The 21,124-nt window shown below is 68.7% G+C and carries 20 protein-coding genes; 10 read left to right on the forward strand and 10 right to left on the reverse strand.

What is annotated here, in order from left to right; all coding sequences use genetic code 11:
- The first annotated feature begins 98 nt into the window (after positions 1–98).
- On the forward strand, positions 99–725 hold the full coding sequence (locus ASE30_RS00375; RefSeq protein ID WP_057282288.1) for a cysteine dioxygenase: 627 nt from the start codon (positions 99–101) through the stop codon (positions 723–725).
- 129 nt (positions 726–854) lie between these two features.
- Complete coding sequence (locus ASE30_RS00380) at positions 855–1,619, forward strand: IclR family transcriptional regulator (RefSeq protein WP_057282289.1); 765 nt, start codon at positions 855–857, stop codon at positions 1,617–1,619.
- On the opposite strand, the gene ASE30_RS00385 is transcribed toward ASE30_RS00380, so the two are convergent.
- The gene (locus ASE30_RS00385) at positions 1,528–3,177 is read right to left on the reverse strand and encodes an FAD/NAD(P)-binding protein (protein WP_057282290.1); all 1,650 of its coding nucleotides are present in this window, start codon (positions 3,175–3,177) and stop codon (positions 1,528–1,530) included. The genes ASE30_RS00380 and ASE30_RS00385 overlap by 92 nt on opposite strands.
- Positions 3,177–4,145: a tripartite tricarboxylate transporter substrate binding protein gene (locus tag ASE30_RS00390; RefSeq protein ID WP_057282291.1), complete on the reverse strand. Its 969-nt coding sequence runs from the start codon at positions 4,143–4,145 to the stop codon at positions 3,177–3,179. Before ASE30_RS00390 ends, ASE30_RS00385 begins: the two co-directional genes overlap by 1 nt.
- A gap of 314 nt (positions 4,146–4,459) precedes the next feature.
- Between ASE30_RS00390 and ASE30_RS00395 the strand changes: the two genes are divergently transcribed.
- Genes ASE30_RS00395 through ASE30_RS00415 form a run of 5 tightly spaced genes read left to right on the forward strand, consistent with a single transcriptional unit; the run spans position 4,460 to position 9,479 of the window.
- The gene (locus tag ASE30_RS00395; RefSeq protein ID WP_057282292.1) at positions 4,460–5,629 is read left to right on the forward strand and encodes a CaiB/BaiF CoA-transferase family protein; all 1,170 of its coding nucleotides are present in this window, start codon (positions 4,460–4,462) and stop codon (positions 5,627–5,629) included.
- On the forward strand, positions 5,626–6,345 hold the full coding sequence (locus tag ASE30_RS00400) for an enoyl-CoA hydratase/isomerase family protein (RefSeq protein WP_057282293.1): 720 nt from the start codon (positions 5,626–5,628) through the stop codon (positions 6,343–6,345). Before ASE30_RS00395 ends, ASE30_RS00400 begins: the two co-directional genes overlap by 4 nt.
- 29 nt (positions 6,346–6,374) lie before the next feature.
- Entirely contained in the window at positions 6,375–7,208 is an 834-nt protein-coding gene (locus tag ASE30_RS00405; RefSeq protein WP_057282294.1) for a CoA transferase subunit A, read from the forward strand.
- Complete coding sequence (locus ASE30_RS00410; RefSeq protein ID WP_057282295.1) at positions 7,201–7,935, forward strand: CoA-transferase subunit beta; 735 nt, start codon at positions 7,201–7,203, stop codon at positions 7,933–7,935. Before ASE30_RS00405 ends, ASE30_RS00410 begins: the two co-directional genes overlap by 8 nt.
- Before the next feature lie 50 nt (positions 7,936–7,985).
- Positions 7,986–9,479 carry a class I adenylate-forming enzyme family protein gene (locus tag ASE30_RS00415; protein WP_057282296.1) on the forward strand — a complete coding sequence of 498 codons (1,494 nt, stop codon included), beginning with the start codon at positions 7,986–7,988 and terminating at the stop codon, positions 9,477–9,479.
- Positions 9,480–9,516: 37 nt separating this feature from the next.
- Here ASE30_RS00415 and ASE30_RS00420 read toward each other — a convergent pair whose 3' ends face one another.
- Together ASE30_RS00420 and ASE30_RS00425 are read right to left on the reverse strand one after the other, a co-directional pair.
- On the reverse strand, positions 9,517–10,488 hold the full coding sequence (locus ASE30_RS00420; protein WP_057282297.1) for a tripartite tricarboxylate transporter substrate binding protein: 972 nt from the start codon (positions 10,486–10,488) through the stop codon (positions 9,517–9,519).
- A gap of 61 nt (positions 10,489–10,549) precedes the next feature.
- On the reverse strand, positions 10,550–11,419 hold the full coding sequence (locus tag ASE30_RS00425) for a fumarylacetoacetate hydrolase family protein (protein WP_057282298.1): 870 nt from the start codon (positions 11,417–11,419) through the stop codon (positions 10,550–10,552).
- 191 nt (positions 11,420–11,610) lie between these two features.
- On the opposite strand from ASE30_RS00425, the gene ASE30_RS00430 reads away from it, so the two are divergent.
- Positions 11,611–12,279, forward strand: coding sequence for a FadR/GntR family transcriptional regulator (locus ASE30_RS00430; protein ID WP_057282299.1), 669 nt, complete (start codon positions 11,611–11,613; stop codon positions 12,277–12,279).
- On the opposite strand, the gene ASE30_RS00435 is transcribed toward ASE30_RS00430, so the two are convergent.
- Positions 12,276–13,577, reverse strand: a complete 1,302-nt coding sequence (locus ASE30_RS00435; RefSeq protein ID WP_057282300.1) for an amidase — start codon at positions 13,575–13,577, stop codon at positions 12,276–12,278. The genes ASE30_RS00430 and ASE30_RS00435 overlap by 4 nt on opposite strands.
- 137 nt (positions 13,578–13,714) lie before the next feature.
- Here ASE30_RS00435 and ASE30_RS00440 point away from each other — a divergent pair, with 137 nt between their 5' ends.
- Positions 13,715–14,842 carry a 4-oxalomesaconate tautomerase gene (locus ASE30_RS00440; RefSeq protein ID WP_057283195.1) on the forward strand — a complete coding sequence of 376 codons (1,128 nt, stop codon included), beginning with the start codon at positions 13,715–13,717 and terminating at the stop codon, positions 14,840–14,842.
- A complete protein-coding gene (locus tag ASE30_RS00445) occupies positions 14,839–15,816 on the forward strand; it encodes a tripartite tricarboxylate transporter substrate binding protein (RefSeq protein WP_057282301.1) in 978 nt (325 codons plus the stop codon). Before ASE30_RS00440 ends, ASE30_RS00445 begins: the two co-directional genes overlap by 4 nt.
- A gap of 23 nt (positions 15,817–15,839) precedes the next feature.
- Here the strand turns inward: ASE30_RS00445 and ASE30_RS00450 are convergent, their stop codons facing one another.
- The 5 genes from ASE30_RS00450 to ASE30_RS00470 form a co-directional block, all read right to left on the reverse strand.
- Complete coding sequence (locus ASE30_RS00450; RefSeq protein ID WP_082601401.1) at positions 15,840–16,736, reverse strand: LysR family transcriptional regulator; 897 nt, start codon at positions 16,734–16,736, stop codon at positions 15,840–15,842.
- 174 nt (positions 16,737–16,910) lie between these two features.
- Positions 16,911–17,801 (reverse strand): GntR family transcriptional regulator, encoded by an 891-nt coding sequence (locus tag ASE30_RS00455; RefSeq protein ID WP_057283196.1) that lies wholly within the window; start codon positions 17,799–17,801, stop codon positions 16,911–16,913.
- 5 nt (positions 17,802–17,806) lie between these two features.
- Positions 17,807–18,859, reverse strand: coding sequence for a 4-hydroxythreonine-4-phosphate dehydrogenase PdxA (gene pdxA / locus ASE30_RS00460; protein ID WP_057282303.1), 1,053 nt, complete (start codon positions 18,857–18,859; stop codon positions 17,807–17,809).
- A complete protein-coding gene (dtnK, locus tag ASE30_RS00465) occupies positions 18,856–20,073 on the reverse strand; it encodes a D-threonate kinase (RefSeq protein WP_057282304.1) in 1,218 nt (405 codons plus the stop codon). Before dtnK ends, pdxA begins: the two co-directional genes overlap by 4 nt.
- Positions 20,070–21,095 carry a 2-keto-3-deoxygluconate permease gene (locus ASE30_RS00470; protein ID WP_082601402.1) on the reverse strand — a complete coding sequence of 342 codons (1,026 nt, stop codon included), beginning with the start codon at positions 21,093–21,095 and terminating at the stop codon, positions 20,070–20,072. The genes dtnK and ASE30_RS00470 overlap by 4 nt, the downstream gene beginning before the upstream one ends.
- Positions 21,096–21,124: the final 29 nt, after the last annotated feature.

Consider the following 21,124-nt stretch of genomic DNA (forward strand, 5'->3'; position numbering starts at 1 on the left):
GTGGGCTGGCCCGCGCCATGGGCGCGCGTGCGCAGGCGTCCCGAATCGTGGATACTGTTTTTTCAATCTGGGATTTGAATACGCTCTGGAGATCTGCAATGCCTGAATCGCTAACCGGACTGGACCGCCTGCGCCGTTTTATCGCCACCGCGACACGGTTGGCGTCGCCGCAGGCGCTGGACCAGACGCCCGCGCTGGAAGCCGCCTTCGCGGACCTGATCAGCCACGATGACTGGCTTCCCGAAGCCTGTACCGCGCCGCATCCGCAGTATTACCAGCAGTACCTGCTGCATTGCGACCCGCTGGAACGGTTTTCGCTGGTGAGCTTTGTATGGGGGGCCGGCCAGTTCACGCCTGTTCACGACCACGAAGTCTGGGGATATGTGGGCATGCTGCGCGGCGCCGAGGTCAATCAGCGATACACCCGGGACGCGGGCGGCGCGCTGGCGCTCGCGGGCGAGGCCACGACCCTGCGGCCCGGAGACATAGAGCGGCTGTCGCCGGTTGAAGGCGACATCCACCGCGTGTCCAATGCCTATCCCGACCGCGTCTCCATCAGCGTGCATCTCTATGGCGGCAATATCGGCGCGGTTTCGCGCCATGTCTACGACCCCGCCACCGGGCAGGCCAAGCCGTTCGTGTCGGGGTATTCGTCGGGCAGCCTGCCCAATCTGTGGGATCGGTCCGAAGCCGTGCGGGCCACGATTTCCGGCCTGAAGGCCTAGGGTCCGTCAATACCAGAGGAATCTCTGTTGCTGCGCTGAGTGGCCCGCCTTGCGCCGTGCACGCAAAGCGCTGTTCCGGCGCGGCGTCCCGTGCTATGTTCTTGTCCTAAATATTAGGAAAATTCACGTATGGACAAGACGCTGCTCAAAGGCCTGATGGTGTTGGAGGCGGTGACGGATGTGGACAATCCGCCGCGCACGATCGACGCCCTGGCCGCGCGCGTGGGGCTGACCCGCAGCAACACGCATCGCACGCTGCAGACACTGATACATGCCGGCTACGTGATCAAGGACGACGACGGCGGCGGATATCGCGGCGCCGTGCGTCTCTTCGAACTGGCGGCCCGGCAGCTTGCGCAACTCGACGTCCGCAAGCTGGCCGCGCCCTTCATGCGCACGCTGGCTGACCAGACCGGCGAAACCGTGCATCTGTCCGTGCTGGACGGCTTCGACGTGGTGTATGTGGACAAGATCGACAGCCCGCAGCCCATCCGCGCCTATTCCATGGTCGGAGGGCGCGCGCCCGCGTACGCCGTGGCCACGGGCAAGGCTCTGCTGGCCTACCAGGCGGAAGGCTATGTCGAGCGCTATGCGGAGCAGATGGTTCGCCACACGCCTTCCACCATCGTGTCCATGCCGCTGCTGAAGGACGAGCTGCGCAAGATCGCGCGCGCCGGCTATGCGGTCAATCGCGGCGAGTGGCGCGAGGGCGTGGGCGGACTGGCCGTGACCGTGTTCAACAGCCTGGACCAGCCCGTGGCGGCGGTGGGCATTTCCGGTCCGCTGGACCGGCTGAGCGCCGCTAGGATGAAGCAGCTGGCGCCGGACGTGGCGGCCTGTGCGCAGTCCATTTCGCAAGGGATGGGGTATCGCCGGGGTTTCCTGGACCAATAGCGGGCCGGGCGGCCAGCGCGGCCGCGATGCGTACCGCCTGGCCGTTGGCCAGCCGCGCATTGACGTCCATGGAGGTCGTCCAGAAGTAGGTGCCGCCGGCCAGGCTGCCCAGCACCGATATACCCGGATGCGCGTCCCCGCGGGCGTCCTTCAGGCAGCCGGTGCCGTAGTCCAGCGCCAGTCCGCCGTGGGCGTCGGCCTGTGCGTGGCCTTCGAGCAGCAACGTGGCGATCAGCGGGTCCGCCGTGCGCTGCGCGTCCACCGAAAAACTGGTGGCGTTGACGAGGTAGCGGCTGACATGCACGGCCTCGCCATCCGCCGTGCGCAGACGCGTATGGAACGTGCCGGCCGCGCTGTCGTGGCGGCTGCCGATGAAGCCGGAGGCCACTCGCAACTGGCCTGTCTTGAACAAGGCCTGCAGCTTCAGGGCATTGCGCATCGGGAAGGTGGCGCGCCGCGCCATCCATAGCGATCGCCATTGCGACTGGAAGCGCTTGCGCTCGGCATCCGGCATCAGATGCCAGATCTGGTCCACTGCCGAGTTGGTGGCCGCGGCCACGGCCTGCCAGGGCCGGGCCGCATGCGCCGAACGCCGTATTTCCTCGTCCAGCGCGGTCGGCGCATCGCCCTGCAGCCCCAGCAGGTCGCCGCCGTCCAGGGAACCTCCGAGCGCCAGCACCTCGTCGCGCAGCGCCTGCCAGATCACGTCGATCGAGAGGGCGCCGCCGTGCCGGGCGGCAAGCAGCAAGGCGCCGTCGCGGCTCAATTGCAGCAGCGTGTCCGGCGGCCGGTTGTGAGGACTGCGCACGGACGGCAGCCGGCCATTGCGCGATACGCACACGATGGAGCCTTGATGGCCGGCCTGCTGCAGGGCCGCCACGGCGTCCACCGCGCTCAGGCTGGTGCCCACGATGCAGACCGAGGCATCGGGAGCGATGCCCCCGGCAAGCGCTGCCACCGGATAAGGACTGTTGAAATAGCCCGGAGCTTCTTCCAGCGCGGGAAATGCCTGCGACGGCAGATTGCCATTGCACAGCACGGCGTGGCAAGCCACGCTAGCCGCGCCGCTGGGGGACTCGATGTCCACCCGCCCATCGGGGCGGGGCGCCACGCGGCTGACGCGGCAGGGCACATGCGTAAACGTTATGCCCGCGCTTTGCGCGAGTGCGCGGCAGCGGACGTAGACCGCGCGCATGTAGGCGCCGAACAGCGGGCGGGGCAGGAAGTCCGCGGGATCGATCGCGTCCACGCCGTAGGCGCCCAGCCACGCGGGGTCCTGTTCCCGCAGCCATTCCACGAAGTCCAGCCGCCGGTCGGCCCGCGCCGACATGTTGCCGGCCGGGATGTTGAGCAGGTTGCTGGGCAGGTCGTCCTGGTAGGCGCCGCCCGGTCCCGGCTCGGCTTGCGGCTCGAACAGATGGATCGTCAGCGGACGCCGCACCGGATCCGCGTCCAGCGCCAGCAGGAACTGATAAAGAAAGCTGACCGCGACCGAGCCGCCGCCCACGATGGCCAGGTCCACCGCAACCGGCGGGGCGGGCAGCGGACGCCGAGGCATTATTTGGCCCCCGACAGGCGCACGACATCCGCCCAGCGTGCGACCTCCTGCTTGAGCACGCGGCCGGTGTCCGGGGGCGAGGTGGCCACCGCATCCGCGCCCAGCTTCAGGGCGGCCTGCTGCACGGACGGCATGGCGGCGGCCTTCTGCATGCCGGCCGACAGCTTGTCGACCACCGCAGGCGGCGTGCCGGCCGGCGCCAGCAAGGCGTAGGTAGTGGCGACCGCGTAGTCCTTGACGCCCTGTTCCATCAGCGTGGGCAGATCGGGCAGGGCCGTGGCGCGCGTTGCGGTTGTCACGCCCAGCAGCCGGATCTTGCCGCTGGCCACTTGCGGCAGCAGCGCGGGCAGCGTTTCGATGACCATGTCGATCTGCCCGCCCAGGAGGTCGGTGATGGCCGGACCGCTGCCGCGATACGGCACATGCATGAGCTTGATGCCGGTGGCAACCTGGAAGAGTTCGCCCGCCATGTGCTGCGACGTGCCAGGACCCGCCGATCCGAAAGTAATGGAGCCAGGCTTGCTCTTGGCCAGCGCGATCAGTTCCTGCACGTTCCGGGCGGGGATCTTGCCGCTGTTCACGGCCACCGCCATCGGCATGCTGGTCGCCATGGATACGCCGACGAAGGCGGTGCCGAAGTCATAGCCCGGCTTGTCGGGCATGGCCGCGTGGATCGCATGGCTGCCCACCGCGCCCATCAAGAGCGTGTAGCCGTCGGCCGGCGACTTGGCGACGAACTCCGCCCCGATCTCGCCGCCCGCGCCGGCCTTGTTCTCCACCACCACGCTCTGGCCCAGGAAGTCGCCCAGGTGCTGCGCATAGATGCGCGCGGCCGCGTCCGTGGCGCCGCCCGGCGGGAATGGCACCACCATGCGCACGGGTTTCGCGGGCCAGGCGTCGGCCGCGGCGGGGTTGGCCGTCAGCGCCAGCACCGCGCTGGCCAGGGCAATGCGCCACAACTGTTTCATGCAAGTCTCCTTGGGGGTTGGACGGGCCGGCATGCGCGGGGCGCCCCGCGATCGCGGGGGCGAACCAATCGCTGCTGCCCTTTGTGTGAATCCTAAATAATAGGACTCGTATTTCAATAAATGGTTTACGTAGAATTCCACACGGTGATATGCTGGTCAACAATTAAGCGCGGCACCTAGGGATTGCACTAGGATTCACGCGGGATATCGGTGAGATAGGCCCGACGGCCCTGAATGATGCCACCCACCCGCGCCGCGGCTTTATAATATTTTTCGCATCCCAAATATTGTTTTTTTATATCGAGAGGTCAGACATGACACCCAGTTCGGCGCTTGCCGGCATCACCGTGCTAGAGATCTGCAACGTCGCGGCGGGACCTTTTTGCGGCATGTTGCTGGCCGACATGGGCGCGGACGTGATCAAGGTGGAACACCCGGAAGGCGGCGACACGTTGCGTAGCTGGCCGCCCATTTCCGACGGCTACAGCGAGAACTTCGCTTCGCTCAACCGCAACAAGCGTTCGGTGACGCTGAACCTGAAAGACCCCGCGGATCTGGCGCTGGCGCGCGAGCTGGCATTGACCGCGGACGTGCTGATCGAAAACAACCGGCCGGGCGTGATGGACCGCCTGGGCCTGGGCCATGCGGAACTGCGCGAGGCCAATCCCAAACTGGTGTATTGCTCGATATCGGCCTATGGCCAGTCCGGTCCGCGTTCGCAGGAAGGCGGCTTCGACCTGACCATCCAGGCCATGAGCGGCATCATGAGCGTCACGGGCGAGGCCGGCGGCGAACCCGTCAAATGCGGCGTGCCGGTGGCGGACTTTTCGGCGGGCCTGTATGGCGCCTTCGCCATTGCGTCCGCGCTGCGCGCGGCCCAGGCCACCGGGCAAGGCACGCACATCGACGTGCCGATGCTGGGCGCCACGCTGGGCATCGCCGCCTTGCAGACATCGGAATTCTTCGGCAGCGGCAAGGACCCCGTCAAGCTGGGCTCCGCGCACCCGCGCAATGCGCCGTACCAGGCGTTCCGCTGCAAGGACGGCTACTTCGGCATGGCGGCGGGCAACCAGGCTTTGTGGAAGAGCGTATGCGCGACCGTGGGCCGCGAAGACCTGCTGGCCGACCAGCGCTTCACGGACACCAGCGCGCGTGCGCGCAACCAGGCGGCGCTGCGCGATATCCTGGAAGCGATCTTCGCCGAGGCCGATGCGCAGGCCTGGCTTCAGCGGTTTCGCGCGGCCGGCGTGCCGTGCGCGCCGATCAACACCTATTCCGAGGTGCTGGCCGATCCGCAGGTGGAACACATGGGCTGGGTGCAACAGGTGGAGCTGCCCAACGGCGTACAGACCCGCACCTTCGGCCTGCCGGTGCGCTTCGACGGGGAAACCACGGCGCTGCGCCGCCGTCCTCCCGCGCTGGGCGAGCACAACGACGAAGTGCTGGGCGCGCTGCGCGCCGCCAGCAAGGAAGCGGCGGCATGAGCGTCCTGCGTATCGACAAGCAGGGCGCGCGGCACGTGCTGACCCTGGCCCGCCCCGAGAAGATGAATGCCTTGTCGGCCGACCTGGTCGAAGCGCTGATCCTGGCGCTGGACGAAGCCGAGGCGCAAGGCGCCAAGGTGATTGTGCTGAAAGGCGAGGGCAGGAACTTCAGCGCCGGCTTTGACTTCGGGGACTGGCAAGCACACAGCGAAGGCGATCTGCTTCTGCGCTTTGTCCGCATCGAGACGCTGCTGCAGCGGCTGGCCGGGTCGCCCTGCCTGACGCTCGCGCTGGCGCATGGCCGCAACTTCGGCGCGGGGGTGGATGTGTTCGGCGCCTGCAAGTGGCGCGTCTGCGCGCCGGATGCCTCGTTCCGCATGCCGGGCCTGAAGTTCGGCCTGGTGCTGGGCACGCGGCGCTTTGCCGCGCTGGTGGGCGCCGAGCGCGCGCGCACGATTCTGGAGCAGGCCGCGACGTTCGGCGCCGAAGACGCCTTGCGCGACGGATTCGCCAGCCGCCTTGCCGCGCCGGAAGAATGGCCGGAGATCGAGCAGCAGGCGCTGGATACGGCATCCGCCCTGACGGACGCCAGCCGCGCGCAGCTTTATGCGGCCTTGTCCCAGGAAGCGCCGGATGCGGATCTTGCGCGCCTGGTGCGCTCGGCGGCGCAGCCGGGCCTGAAAGACCGCGTGGCGGCATATCTGCAAGCGCGCTAGCCGCAACAGACCAAGCAGGGAGGAAGACTATGGCTTCGGGATTCAACCAAAAGAACAAGCAATGCTCGCTGTCGGAACTGGCGGCGCTGGTGCCGAATGGCGCCTCGATCGCGCTGGGCGGCAGCTTTCTGCATCGCGGACCCTTCGCCTTCGTGCGCGAACTGATCCGCCAGGAAAAGCGCGACCTTGAACTGATCAAGCAATCGCCCGGCTACGACGTGGACATCCTGTGCCGCGCGGGCGTGCTGCGCCGCGTGCGCGCGGGCATTGTCGCGATGGAAGGCAACTTCGGCCTGGCGCCCTGGTACCGGCGCGCGGTCGAGCGCCACGAGATCGAACTCGAGGAGCACGCTTGCGCCACGCTGACGGCGGGACTGCGGGCGGCGGCCTTCGGCGTGCCGTTCCAGCCTTGCGGCGGCCTGCATGGCAGCGGCCTGCCCGAGCTCAACGGATGGAAGTGCCTGGACGACCCCTACGGCAGCGGCCAGAAGACCTGGGTGGTGCCCGCCATCCGGCCCGACTTCACCGTGATCCAGGCGTCAGAAGTGGATGCACAGGGCAATGTGCGCGTGCATGGCACGGCGCATTGGGACCGCATCATGTCGCGCGCGGCGGGCAGCGTGCTGGTGGTGGCCGAAAAACAGGTGGACAGCGCCGTATTCGAAGCGCAGCCGGAATCCACGCTGGTGCCGTACTTCATGGTGCAGGCCTACGCGGTCGTGCCGCGCGGCGCGTGGCCCGGGTCATGCTGGCCGGACTACGCCATCGACTATCCGGCGGTAGAGGCCTACATGGACAAGAACAGCGATCTGCGTGCGCACATGGCTGCGGCGCCCGAAGCGGGGGAGGGCAATCATGGCTGAGCAATGGTCTGGCTTTTCATACATCGTGACCAACCTGGCGCGCTTCATCCGCCCGGATGAAATCACCTTCAGCGGCGTGAACTCCACCATGCCGATGTTGGCCTGCCTGCTGGCCAAGCGCGCCTACGACTGGGACTTCGTCTACATCAATGTCGCCGGGGGCGTGAACCCGCGGCCATCGCATATCCCGATCTCCAGCTCCGATCCCGTGCTGGCCGAGCACACGGCGTCGATCTTCTCCAACGAAGACTTCTACGACCTGTGCACGCGCGGGCGCATGGACCTGACCTTCCTGGGCGCCGCGCAGATCGACGGCGCGGGCTGCGCCAACAACTCCTGCATAGGCGACTGGCACCAGCCCAAGGTCCGCCTGCCGGGCGGCGGGGGCGGCGCGGTGATGCTGCCCACGGCCCGGCGGGCATGCACCTGGCGCACCGAACATTCAAGCCGCACCTTTGTGCCCAAGCTGGATTTCATGACGTCCTGGGGCGGATTCCATGGCGTGGTGACGCCGATTGCCGTGTTCGTCAAACGGGACGGGCGCCTGGCGCTGCAATCGTGGCACCCGGAATCCAGCCTGTCGGAAGTGCGTGAACGCACGGGCTTCGAGTTCGACGCCACCGGCGCTGCACCGACGGCGCCGCCGACCGCCGACGAAGCCCGCGCCTTGGGCGAGCTGGACGCCGACGGCCAGTTCGAACGCGACGCCGCCGTGGCGCTGCGCTAGGCCGCGTTCACACCGCAAGAAGCCTTGCACGGGCTCAGGGGGAGATAGTCATGACGATTGCCGATGCCACGGTCGTGGCGGCGTTTGCGCGCTTGTGGAGCCAGCCCGGCTGGGCGGCGCGTCCCGCCATCGTGACCGCCGAGGAAACGCTGACCTATGCGGATCTGCGCCGCCGCGTGGGGCAGGCGGCGGGCGGGCTGCGTGCGGCCGGCGTCGCGCCGGGCCACTATGTGGCGGTCGCGATGGAACGCTCGCTGGCGCAGGTCGTGGCCATGCTGGGCGCGATGGCGGCGGGGGCTTGCCCGTGTCCGCTCGAACCGCGCCTGTCGGTCGCGGAAACGGCGCGCCGCGTGGCCGCGGTGGGCCTGACCTGGATGCTGCACGATGAGGCCAATGCGGCCAGCGCCGAAGCCTGCGGACTGGCGCCGGCGCGTCTGCTGCGGGCCGCCGATGTCGCCCAGGGCCCCGAAGACTGGTCGGGCTCGGGCGTCGCGCCGCGGGGGCCGGGCCTGCTGCTGTTCACCTCGGGCAGCACGGGCAATCCGAAGGGTGTGCTGCTGAGTCACCAGGGTCTGGCGAACAACGCGCGCGGCGTGCTGGCGCATACGGGCCTGACGCCCGCCGACCGCCTGCTGCATGTCATGCCGCTGCATCACACCAATGCGCTGAACAACCAGATATTCGCGCCGCTGCTGGCCGGCGCCAGCGTGGCGCTGGCCGGCCGGTTCCGGGCGGACGACATGCCCGGGCTGTTGACCGCGTTTCGCCCCACCATCATCACGGGCGTGCCCACCATGTACGCCCGCATGCTGGAACTGCCATTCGATCCGGCCGCCCTGGCCGGCCTGCGCTTCGCGCGCTGCGGTTCCGCGCCCATCACCGAGGCGCTGCATCGGCGCATAGAAGCGTTTCTGGGCTGCCCGCTGGTGGTGTCCTACGGCCTGTCGGAGGCCACCTGCACCTCCACCATGAACCCGCCCGCCGCGCGGCGCGTGGGGTCGGTGGGCACGGTGCTGGCCGGTCAGGAAGTGAGCTTGCGCCTGCCGGACGGCAGCCGGGCCGCGGCGGGCGGCGAGGGCGAGATCTGCATCGCAGGCGACAGCCTGATGCTGGGCTATCTGGGCGTGGATGACGCAGACGATGGCGCGCCGGCGCTATTGCGCACGGGCGACCTGGGGCGATTCGACGAGCAAGGGTATCTGACCATCACCGGCCGCATCAAGGACGTCATCATCCGGGGCGGCGAGAACATCTCGCCGGCGTTGATCGAAGGCGTCGTGACCGGACTGCCCGGCGTGGCCGCCTGCTGCGTGGTGGGCGCGCCGGACGAGGACCTGGGCGAAGCGCCCGTGATCTTCGTGCAGCGCAACGGCGACGCCGCGCCCGACGCGCCGCGCATCCAGGCCGAAGTGCTGGCGCGCCTGGGCCGGATCTACGTGCCGCGCGAGGTCTTGTGGATCGAGCGCCTGCCCGAGAACGCGGTGGGCAAGGTCGACCGCAAGGCCCTGGCGCGGCAGGCCGCGGCCAAGGACGCCGTTCATTGAACGGACGGCGGCGGGCGCCCCTTGCCGCCCGGCGCCGTTATTCCACCTTGCCTATTTTGTTCACCGCGGCTTCCAGCGATGCGGAATCTTTTTTCCAGTATTCGTCGAACGCCGGCGCGTCCAGGTATTGCACGGGGCTGCCGGTGCCGGCGATGCGGGTCTGCACGCCGGGGTCGTGAGCGATCTCCTTGACCGCCTGGCGCAGCCGGTCGATGACGGGTTGCGGCGTGCCGGCCAGGGCAAATACGCCGGACCACTGCACGAAGCCGATGTCATAACCCTGCGATTTCAGCGATGGCACTTGCGGCAGGCTGTCGAGCTTGCCATCGCCCCAATGCGCCAGCGCCTTCACGCGTCCGCCCTGGATAAGCTGCATGACGCTGGACGGGCCGGTGGCGACCGCATCGACCTGCCCGCCCACCAGCGCCTGCACCGCGGGGCCCGCGCCCGTGAACGGCACGTGCATCATCTTGACCCCGGCCGCGCTCTGCAGCATCTCCATCGGCACGTGCATCGTGCCGTAGATGCCGGAACTGCCATAGCTCAGCTTGCCGCCCTGTTTCCGGGCCGCGTCGATGAACTCCCGCACCGTGTTGTACGGCGCGTCCGCCCGCACCACCAGCACGGTGGGATCCGCCGTGATCCGCGCGATGGGCACGAACTGTTCCAGTTGATAGGCAGGCTTGCGTTCCAGCAGGCGATCCGCCGCGGGCAGGATCGAAATGGACGACAGGCTCAGCAGCAGCGTGTAGCCATCCGGCTTGGCGCGCCCCGCCTGTCCTATGCCGATGGCGCCGCCCGCGCCGGCCTTGTTTTCAAGGACGATGGGCTGGCCCAGCTTGTCGCCCAGGGCCTGGGCCAGCGGCCGTGCGATGGTATCGGCGACGCCGCCGGGCGGGAACGGTACCACCATGGTCACGGCACGCTCGGGATAGCCGGCGGCCATCGCGTTTGCCGCTCCGAACAATAGCAAGGCAGCCGCGGCCACCCCTTTGCAGCGCAGGTTCATGTCTCACTCCTTTATGTATTTATGGACTGCGTCGCGCCGTGTTCACGCCAGGCGCGTTGGCTCAGACAAAGCGGTTTTCGATACTCCCGATGCCGTCGATCTCGATCCGCACCGTGTCCCCGTGCTTCAGGAATCGCGGCGGGTTGAGCCCCTGGCCCACGCCGGCGGGCGTGCCGGTGGCGATGACGTCACCCGGATACAGGGTGATGCCGCGCGAGCAGGTTTCGATCAGTGTGGGAATGTCGAAGATCAGGTCTTCGGTGTTGCCGTCCTGGCGCAGCTCGCCGTTCACCCAGCAGCGCACCCGGGTGTGCTGGCCGTCCAGTTCGTCGGCCGTGACCAGCCAGGGGCCCATGGGGCAGAAGGTGTCGAAGGATTTGCCCAGATCCCATTGCTGATGGCGCATCTGCACGTCGCGCGCCGTGACATCGTTGACCACCGTATAGCCCATCACATGGCTCATGGCTTCGGCGCGGGAGATATCGCGGCCGCCCTTGCCGATCACGACGGCTAGCTCGGCCTCGTAGTCGATCTTGTCGGAGATGCCCTGGGGCAGCCGCACGTCCGCCCACGGCCCCACCACCGTCTGCGGCACCTTGGTGAATACGATGGGCCAGGATTCGGGGTTGGCGTCGTTGTCCTTGAACACGGAGTCGCGCAGTTCCTTGGCGTGGGCGTGATAGTTGCGCCCCACGCAGAACAGGTTGCGCCGCTGGGCGGGCAAGGGCGCTTCATGCTCGACTTGATCCCAGCGATACGACGGACCGGTCCTGGCCGGCAAGTCGCGGCCCTCGGCCAGCCATTCCACGGCCGTCAGCGCGCCCGCCGCCGCGAGTTCCCGGGGGAAGTCCAGGGCGGTCACCGCGCTGCCGTCCTCGGAGACCAGGCCCACCCGGCGCTCACCATCGATTCGAAATACCGCGATCTTCATGCTTGCTCCCTGGGCGGCTGGCCGCCCTGTAATGGCATACCAATAAATACCAATTGAGCATCAATTCAGGCCCAATTTCCGCAGAGCATAAACCAAATAAAACCTTCGAAGCCATGGGAATAATCCCGAGCTCAGGTTTTTATTGGACTGATTTGGTATTATCTTGGCGCCAGGCCATTCAGGGAGCCAACATGGACAAAGCCTCCGCCATGCGCGCGGTCATCATCGAAAACCTGCAGTCCGGCATCTGGCCCGCCGGCCACCGGCTGCCGACGGAACGCGCCCTGAGCGAACAATTCGGCATCAGCCGTTCAACGGTGCGCCGCACTTTGTCGGCACTGAAGGACGAGGGCCTGATCTCGCAGCGGGTGGGCAGCGGCACGTACGCCAATCCGCCGTCCACGCTGACGCAGACCGAAGCGCTGCTGCGCGGCGAGGTGTTGGCCACCAGCCCGGCCGAGCTGATGGCCGCGCGCCTGGTTCTGGAGCCCGCCATCGCGGCGCTGGTGGTGCAGCATGGTTCACCGGCCGACTTCACCGCCATGCAGCATGCCTGCGACCAGGCGGAGGCCGCGGCCAGTTTTGAAGCCTTCGAAGTCTGGGACGCCAAGCTGCACGAACTGATGGCCACGGCCACCCACAATCTCTTCATTCAAAAGGTGTTTGCCTTGATGACGGCGGCGCGTTCACAAGCCACGTGGGGCGCCCTCAAGCGAAAAAGCCTGACGCCGGAACGGCGCCAGGCGTACCAGGCCGAGCATCGGGAGATCGTCGAGGCGCTGCATGACCGTGACGCCGAACGCGCCATGGCGGCCGTTCGGCGGCATCTGTTGCACGTGAGGGATAACTTGCTGGGTTAGGCGTGCGGGCGCTTGCCGGCGCCGCGCGCATCCAGCAAGGGGTGAGCCAAGTCTGCCATGGCCAGCAGCGCGCCATCCCCGCCCTGTCTGCTCACCAGTTGCACGCCCAGCGGCAGGCCGTTGCCGGACCAGGCCGTGGGCAATTGCACGGCGGGCCATCCCAGCACCGACCAGACCCGGTTGAAGGTCGATTCGCCCGTGCTGGCCAGCCCGAACGGGGCCTCGCCGGCCGCGCCGGGGGTCAGGATGAAGTCGAAGTCCGCAAGCGCCTGTTCGAACACGCGGCGTTCGCGTGCCGAGCGCTCCAGGGCCTCGCGATACTGCGCGGCATCAATCGCCAGACCGTCAGCGATCGCGCGGTGCAGCAGGGTGCTCAGGTCCCTTGGCCGCGCCCGGCCCAATGGCAGCAGCGTTCGCGCCAGTTCGTACAGCATGATTATTCGATGGCACTGCGCCAGCACGAGCAGGCTGGGCCCCATGGCGGCCGGCACGACCTCGTGGCCGGCATGGCGCAGTGCCGCCGCCGCGGCGTGCAGCACGCGCTCGGCTTGCGGTTCGAGCGGGCCCAGTTGTTCGGACGCCAGCAGCATGACGCGCCACGTGGCGGGCGGCGGTGCGGCCTGTCCCGGCAACAACACCCGTCCTACGGCGATGGCGTCCGCCACATTGCGCGTGAACCAGCCCAGGCAGTCCAGGCTGGCGGCCACGGCGGCGACGCCGTCCAGCGGCACCGCGCCCACCGAGGTCTTGACGCCGACGACGCCGCAATAGGCCGCCGGGCGTATCACTGAGCCGCCCGTCTGCGTGCCCAGCGCCAGCGGAACCACGCCGGCGGCGACTGCGGCCGCGGATCCGCTGGACGATCCGCCAGGGGTACGGTCCGCGGCGTGGGGATTGCGAGTGGGACCGGGGTAAGAGAAGGCATGCTCGGCGGTCACCGTCTTGCCCACCGGCACTGCGCCCGCGGCACGCAGCAATGCCACGCATGCGGCGTCGCGCGCCGCTGGGTCCGGCCCGACGCCGGGCAGTCCCAGTCCGGTGGGCATGCCGGCCACATCGATCACGTCCTTGACGCCCAGCGGCACACCCAGCAGGGGCAGGTCCGGGCCCGACGGCAGCCGGCGGTAGGCCGCGTCGACCTGCGCCGGTTCGAACCAGCTCCATGCCCGCAGCGCGGGCTCGCATCGGGCATGGGCCGAGATAAGGCCGCTGGCGATCCCGGCGGGCTTCAGGGTGTTCTGGCGCAGGGCGCGAGCGATGTCGTGCGCGCAGGCTTGAGATGGGTGTAGGGCTTGCATGGGCCCCAGTATGGGTCAGGCGCCGCGCCGGCGAGCGGTTCCGGGGGCATGAAATTTCTTCGCGCCCCTCGCGCCAAATGCTCGTTTGCCTGCGGCACATCCTGGGGGCCAGACTTGCCAGCGCCAAGGAGGACACCATGCGAGAATTTTCCGATCAACTGGGCCTGCGCTGCGTGCTGATGCGCGGCGGCACGTCCAAGGGGCCATTTTTCGTGGCCGAAGACCTGCCCGCGCCCGGCCCGCGCCGCGACGCCGCGCTGCTGCGCCTGATGGGCGCCGTGGAACCGCGCCGCATCGACGGCATCGGCGGCATCGACTCGCTCACCAACAAGGTGGCGATCATCGCCCGCAGCAGTATGCCGGATGTGGACGTGGACTATCTGTTCGCCCAGATCTGCGTACACAAGAACACCGTCGACTATTCGGTGAACTGCGGCAACATGCTGGCGGCGGTGGGACCCTTCGCCATCGATGAAGGGCTGGTGCCGGCGACAGGGGAATCCACCGAGGTGGCGATCTTCAACGTCAACACCCGCAAGCGCATCGTCGCGACGGTCCGCACCCGCGGCGGCCTCACGGTCTACGACGGCCAGGCCGCCATCGACGGCGTGGCCGGAAGCGCCGCGCCGGTGTGGCTGAAATTCCACGAGGTCGCGGGCGCCAAGACGGGCAAGCTGCTGCCCACGGGCCGGGCGGTCGACATGATCGAGGGCGTGCCGGTAAGCTGCGTCGACGCGGCAGTGCCGATGGCCATCGTCGAGGCCTCGGCTTTCGGCATCACGGGCCATGAGACGGCCGAAGAGATAAACGCCCGCCCCGAGCTGCTTGCCCACGTCGAGCGGGTGCGTTGCGCCGCCGGCCTGGCGATGGGGCTGGGCGATGTGTCCAGGCTTGAAATGCCCAAGCTTGTGACGGTGGCGCCGCCGCTCAGAGGCGGAACCCTGAGCGCCAGGTATTTCATGCCGTACACCTGCCATACCTCGTTCGCGGTGACAGGAGCGGTATGCCTGGCCGCCGCCGCGCGGATTCCCGGTTCCGTGGCGGCGCGGGCCGGGGGGGAAGAAGGGTCGGGCAGCGTGGACATCGAGCACCCGGCGGGTACGCTGCAGGTGGGCATAGAGGCTGTCGATGGCGCGGCCGGCATCGAGATCAGGTCGGCCAGCCTGCTGCGAACCGCAAGGCGCCTGTTCGCGGGAACCGTTTATTTACCCCAAGAGACCTTGGCGGCGTTCCAACCGGAAGCAACAGAGAAAACCACCCTATGAAATCCATTCGCATTTTCTTGACCGCGGCCATGGGTATCGCCCTGGGCTGCGGCAATGCCGCGCTGGCGGCCGATACGTATCCTTCCGCGCCCATCCGGCTGGTGGTTCCGTTTCCCGCCGGCGGCGGCACCGACATTCTGGCTCGGGAGCTGGCGCGCGAACTGGACGAGCAGTGGGGCCAGCGCGTCGTGGTCGAGAACCGGCCGGGCGCGGGCGGCGCCATCGGCGCCACCGCGGTGGCGAACGCCAAGCCCGACGGCTACACCATGCTGATGACCACCGCGGGCGTTGCGGCCATCAATCCCAGCCTGTACAAGGCACTGACCTATGACCCGGACGCGCAGTTCACGCCGGTGAGCCGCGTGGCCGCCACGGTGTTCGGGGTGCTGGTGCATCCTTCGCTGCCGGTGAATTCAATGGAAGAACTCATCGCCCTGGCGAAAAGCAAGCCGGGCACGCTGACGTTCGGCTCGGCCGGCAACGGCGCGGCTGGCCATCTGCCGGCCGAACTGTTCCGGTCGATGGCGAAGGTCGACATACGCCATGTGCCTTATCGCGGCACGACCCCGGCGTTGAACGACCTGCTGGGCGGACAGATCTCAATGATGTTCGCCATCCTGGGACCGGCGGCGCCCTACGTCAAAGCGGGCAAGGTCAAGTTGCTGGCCACGACAGGCGCCACCCGTTCGACCAGTTTTCCCGACGTGCCCACCGTGGCCGAAGCCGGCCTGCCGGGTTATGTCGCGGACGAGTGGTGGGGCGTGGCGGCGCCCAAGGCCACGCCCGCGGCGGTCGTCGAAAAATGGAACGCGGCGATGCAGGCGTATGTGGCTCGGCCGGAAGTGCGGCAGAAGCTGATCGAGAGCGGCTACGAACCCGCCGCGGATTCGGTGGCGGCGTTCACCGAGCTGATCGCGGCGGACAAGGCCAAGTGGGGCAAGGTGGTGCGGGACGCGGCGGTCAGCATCGACTGAGGAGCGCCGGCGGGCCGGCCGATTCAAGCGCCGGCCTGCTCCCGCAGCGCGTGCAGCAGCCGCGACGCCGCCGGAGTGGGAACGACGCCAGGATCCACCACCAGCCGCAGTTCGAAACTGGCCCAGTCGTCCGACAGGGCGATGAGCCGGACGTTGGCCGGCACATGCCAGGACGCGGGCGCGGCGGGCACCACCGCCACGCCCAGCCCCGCGCTCACCAGCGAGAACACCGCGGGAAAGCTGGTCACCTGCGTCGTCACCGCGGCGGCGTTGTCGGTCTGTCCGGCCGATGAGCCCGAAAACTGCGCCAGCGCGCTGCCCGCGGCGCGGGCAAGGTGCGGGTAGACCAGGGTCTCGGCATAGGTTACCGAGGCCCGGTGCGCCAATTCATGGCCGCCAGGCACCGCCAGCACCAGCGGCGTGCGCGTGTACGGCATGGAGACCAGGGCGCCCTTGTCGGCGCTGGCATGGGCAATGCCTATGTCCGCCGATCCATTGGCCACGGCCTCGGCCACGGCGGCGCTGGTGGCTTCCACCACCGATATGCGGATGGCGGGGAAGTCGGCCGAAAATCTGACCAGCAGTTCCGCCAGTCCCGCGGACAGGCCGGAAGTATTGGATGCCACCCGGACCTGGCCCGCGGTGCCTTCGGCAAAGCCGGCCAGGTCGGCATGCAGTTCCCGCAGTTGTTCCAGCACGCGTTCGCTGCGCTGTGCCACCTTGTGGCCGGCCGGGGTCAGGCATGCGCCTTCGGGCCGCCGCAGAAGCAGGGCGATCCCCAGTTGCGTTTCCAGTTCCAGGATGCGCTTGCTGGCGGCGGAGGCGGTCAGATGTATGGTTTCGGCGGCGCGCGCTACGCTGCCGGTCTCGTCGACCTTGCGCAGCAGTTGCAGTGTCAATAGGTCGAATCGAGGGTTCATGCCGGCTGTCCGTGCGAGATGCGCTTTGCGTGTGCATGCCCGGCGGTGGCGCGGCCGGGAGGTTCCTCAATTCTACCGGCACGCATACGCGCAAGGGGGCTCGGCAGCCGCGTCGGTAGGCCTGCGCGCGATACGCCTGGGGGCGGTGTGTAGCGGGAAGAAGGGCGGCGGCCCTCAGGACTGGCCGCGCAGCCTTGCCAGTTCGGCCGAAAGCTCGGCCACCAGGGCCTGGGCGCGCGCCAGCGGATCCTGCCCGCCGGGCAGGGCATCCGCCTGGACGGCGGCATCCTGCAGCCGGGGCTGCACGCTTTCGTGGCCCATGCTGACATCCACGTCGAACACGAGCTGTTCCGCGCGGTGCCAGGTCGTGAACCATTCCAGCGGCTTTCCGTGCTGGTCCATGCCCTGTCCTTGCAGCATCAGCAGGGGAGTGCCGGCCTGGGTGTCCAGCAGCTCGGCCAATGCCGCGTCGGCGGCCACCGCCCGGATCTGATTGCGGCCCGCGCCGGGGCGCAGGCCGAACTGGCGTGTCAGCACGCCGTGCAGGGACGCGTCGACCAGGTGCTCGGCACGCAGGCCCGGCACGGCGTCGGCGGGCAGCCAGGTGCGCACATAGGCCAGCGGCGCCTCGGCCACGTGGCGCAGGCGTTCCAGCATCAGCAGGCGGGACGTGCCGAAGAACCCGGCCACGTCGGCGGGCGGTTCGGCCCGGCCCAGCGCCAGGACGCGGGTCTGCAGGGATACGCCCGATTGCGCGAATTGCTCGTAGAGGCCCGTGGACCGCTGCACCAGGCGCCGGTGCTCCTGGGGCGCCGCCACCGTGGCAGGGCGTCCCGTTTCGCGCTGAATCATTCCTTCGGCGGCCAGCGCCGCCAGCGCCTGGCGCACCACGCTGCGGGCCACGCCGAAGCGTTCGCAGAGCGCGGCCTCGCTGGGCAGCACGGCGCCGGCCGCGAGCTTGTTCGTGCGGATGTATCCGCGCAGCATGGCCGCCACCTGGGCGTGCAGCGGGATATCGCCGGAGCGGTCAAGAACGGGCAATGCGTCGTGCGTGGCGGGCGCCATGGAAATCAACCTCCGGTTTGTGCCCGCGCAGTTTCCCATACATGCGTCCAGCCCGGGGCCAGATGCGCGGCGCGCTCGGCGGCCAGGATCAGGCTGTCTTCGCGGGCGATACCCTTGCCGGCGATGTCGAAGGCGGTGCCGTGGTCCACGGACACGCGCACGACCGGCAGGCCCACGGTGATGTTCACGCCGTCGTCGCCGTACACAGCCTTGAAGGGGGCGTGGCCCTGGTCGTGATAACAGGCGATCACGAACTTCCACTTGCCGCGCACGGCCTGCGGGAACAGCGCGTCGGCGGGGATGGGGCCGGCGGCCAGGATGCCGGCGGCGTTGGCCTCGGCCACGGCGGGCGCAAGGATGTCGGCGTCTTCGCTGCCGAAGATGCCGTTTTCACCGGCGTGCGGGTTCAGGCCCGACACCGCCACCGGCTCGTCGCCGCGGCCCAGCGCCTTGGCGAACGATCCGGCCAGGCGCAGCACGGCGCGCATGCGCGCCGGAGTCAGGTCGTCGATGGCCTGGCGCAGCGACACGTGGGTGGTGGCGTGGAAGATGTACAGATCGCCGGCCGACAGCACCAGCGAGAAGGTCTTGACGCCGAACTCGTGGGCCAGCAGTTCGGTGTGGCCGGGCCACTTGTGGCCGGCGGCGTGCATGGCGGCCTTGTTCAGCGGCGCGGTGACGATGCCGTCGACCTCGCCGGCGCGCGCCAGGGCGCAGGCCGTGGTGACGAAGCGCACCGAGCCGTCGCCGGCGTCCGCGCTGATCTCGCCCAGCTTCACGTGGGCCAGCGACGGGCCGGCCTGCAGCACTTCGATCGTGCCGGGGGTGTTGCTCGTGTCGGCCGCGCGCTCCAGCTTGCGCACGATGGCGGGGTCGCCGCCCAGATTGCGCACGGCATTGATCATGACGTCCACGTCGCCCACCACCAGCAGGCGGGCCTTCTGGCGCAGGTCGTCGTGGCCCATGAGCATCTTGGCGGTGATTTCCGGCCCGATGCCCGCCACGTCGCCCAGGGTCACGGCCAGCAGGGGCAGCTTCGTGGAAAGGGTTTGTGTCATCGCTTGAATCTCCTGTCGCGGATCGCGCGCACCGCGCGAACCAGTACGTCTTCGGTGCCAAAGCCGCCGGCCTTGGTCACCACGGGCAGGCCAGCGGCCGTGCCTCCGGTCAGCGTGCCAAGGGGCACGCCGCCCATGACTTCATCCACCAGCGCAATGCCGCTGGCGTTCAGCGCCACCAGCACGCTGCGCGCGCCGTCGCCACCCGTGGCGACGACGCCAGCCGCGCGCGAGGCGGCAATCAATTGCGCGGCCAGGCTGCCGAGCCGGTCCGCCACCTTCTCGGAATCCAGGCCGTCGAGCTGCCCTTCGGGAGCCAGCAGCAACACGGTGCCGGCTTCGGTGGGGGCCTGTGCGTGCGTTTGCAGCAGGGGCTGGCTCCAGGCCTGCCATGCGGCGTCGTCCGCCAGTTGCGCGAGGGAGGGCGTCCAGGTGTCGGCGCCCGAGGCCCGCAGGGCGGCGGCTTGCGCGCGCGCCGCGCTGTGCTGCGACGTGACGACGACCACGACGGGCGCGGTCTGGTCGGCCCCGGCCCACACGCGGGCCAGCGGCACGGCCAGGCCGCCCGCGCCCACGGGCAGGGCGCGCACGCCCAGCAGCCCGATGGCGCGCGCCAGCCGTTCCAGGTCGCCATCGCTGGCGGCGTCGACCACCACGGTGTTGCCAGCCTGCGCGATGCGCGCCGCCAGCGATTCCGCGGTGTCGCTGTCCAGGGGCGCGACATGGGCGCAGCCCAGCAGGGTGGGAATATGGCTTTCGGTCACCGGGGTGACGGGATCGGTGGCCGCCGAGGTCTCGGTGACCGGCTTGCCGTTCACGTAGAGGATGCCTTGTTCGACGGTGCGGCCGGTGGCGGGGAAGGCGGGGCAGATCACCGCCACCGTGTCCGCGCCCCAGGCTTCGCGCGCCGCGTCGATCTCGGCCTTGAACGCGCCGCGCAAGGTGGAGTCCACTTTCTTGTACAGGCGCGACACGCCGGCCGCGCGCAGCAGCCCCACGTTCTGGCGGATCACCTGGGCGGCGTCGGCGGCGTTCAGCGCGCGGCTGTTGGTCGTGACGGCCAGCACTTCGACGCCGGCCGTGGCCGGCCCCGAAAGGGCCTCGTCGGCGCCGCCGATCGACAGATGCGTGCTCCAGCCGGCGCGCACGAACTGCACGGCGGTGTCGCCGGACCCGGTCAGGTCATCCGCGACGATGGCGATGACGGGTTTCACAGGGCCTCTCCGCGCGCTTCGGTCAGGGGCGGGGCCACGCGGACGTCGGCATCCTCGGATTTGAGTTCACCGGCACGCTTCAGGAAATACGAGGCCAGGATCGGCGCCAGGATGGAACTGATCAGCACGCAGGCGGCGACCTGCGCGGTGGCGGTCGACACGTATTGCTGGAAGTTGGGATCGGCCGCCGCGACCACGGCGGGCGTAGCGATGGCGTTGCCAGCCGTGGTGCCCGCCGCGAAGCCCAGGCCGCTCTTGCCGCCGCGGCGCAGGATCATGCGATAGCCCAGGTAGACCAGGCCGCCGGTGATGGGGCTGATGATCAGGCCCAGGATCAGGCCGGTTGCGCCGCCGCTGACGACCGCGCCCAGATTGATGCCGGTGCCCAGCGCGAACGCGAAGAACGGGATGACGATGTTGGGCACGGGCTTGAGCACGTCGCGCCACTTGGGGTCCAGGTTGCCGACCACCACGCCCAGCAGGAACGGCACCAGCGCCGCCACCAGGGCGATCATCGGAATGTCGGCCAGGCCGGAGGCGCCCAGGAACAGCAGGCTGAAGAAGGGGCCGTCGTTGACCGCGCTGGCCACATAGGCGCCGCGGTCGCGGGCATCGCCGTATTGGCCGGTGTAGGCCAGCCACAGGCCGCCATTGCTGTTGTCGAAGGCGGCCAGCATCGCCAGGATCGACACGCCCATGACGCCGTCCAGGCCGACATAGCTGCCCAGGATGATGATCAGGGTGGCGGGCACCAGGGTCTTCATCAGCAGGATGGTGCCGGCGGTGGCGAGGATGGGGCCGCCCGTGCGGGCGTTGACCTGCGTGCCCGTCGCGAAGATCAGCAGCGCGATCAGCGGCAGGGCGCTGTTCTTGAACAAGGCGGTGGTGAAGCCGCCGATGGCGAGCGCATCAGGGGCGAAGGTGCCGATCAGGGAACCCAGGATCAGCGGCACCAGCATCAATCCACCGGGGATTTTTTGCATCGTGCCAAAAAAGGGCGAGCGGGAAGTTTCGGTCGACACTATCGGGGTCTCCAGGACGATTTTTCTGG

The organism is Achromobacter sp. Root83, assembly GCF_001428845.1.
Lineage (GTDB): Bacteria > Pseudomonadota > Gammaproteobacteria > Burkholderiales > Burkholderiaceae_B > Achromobacter.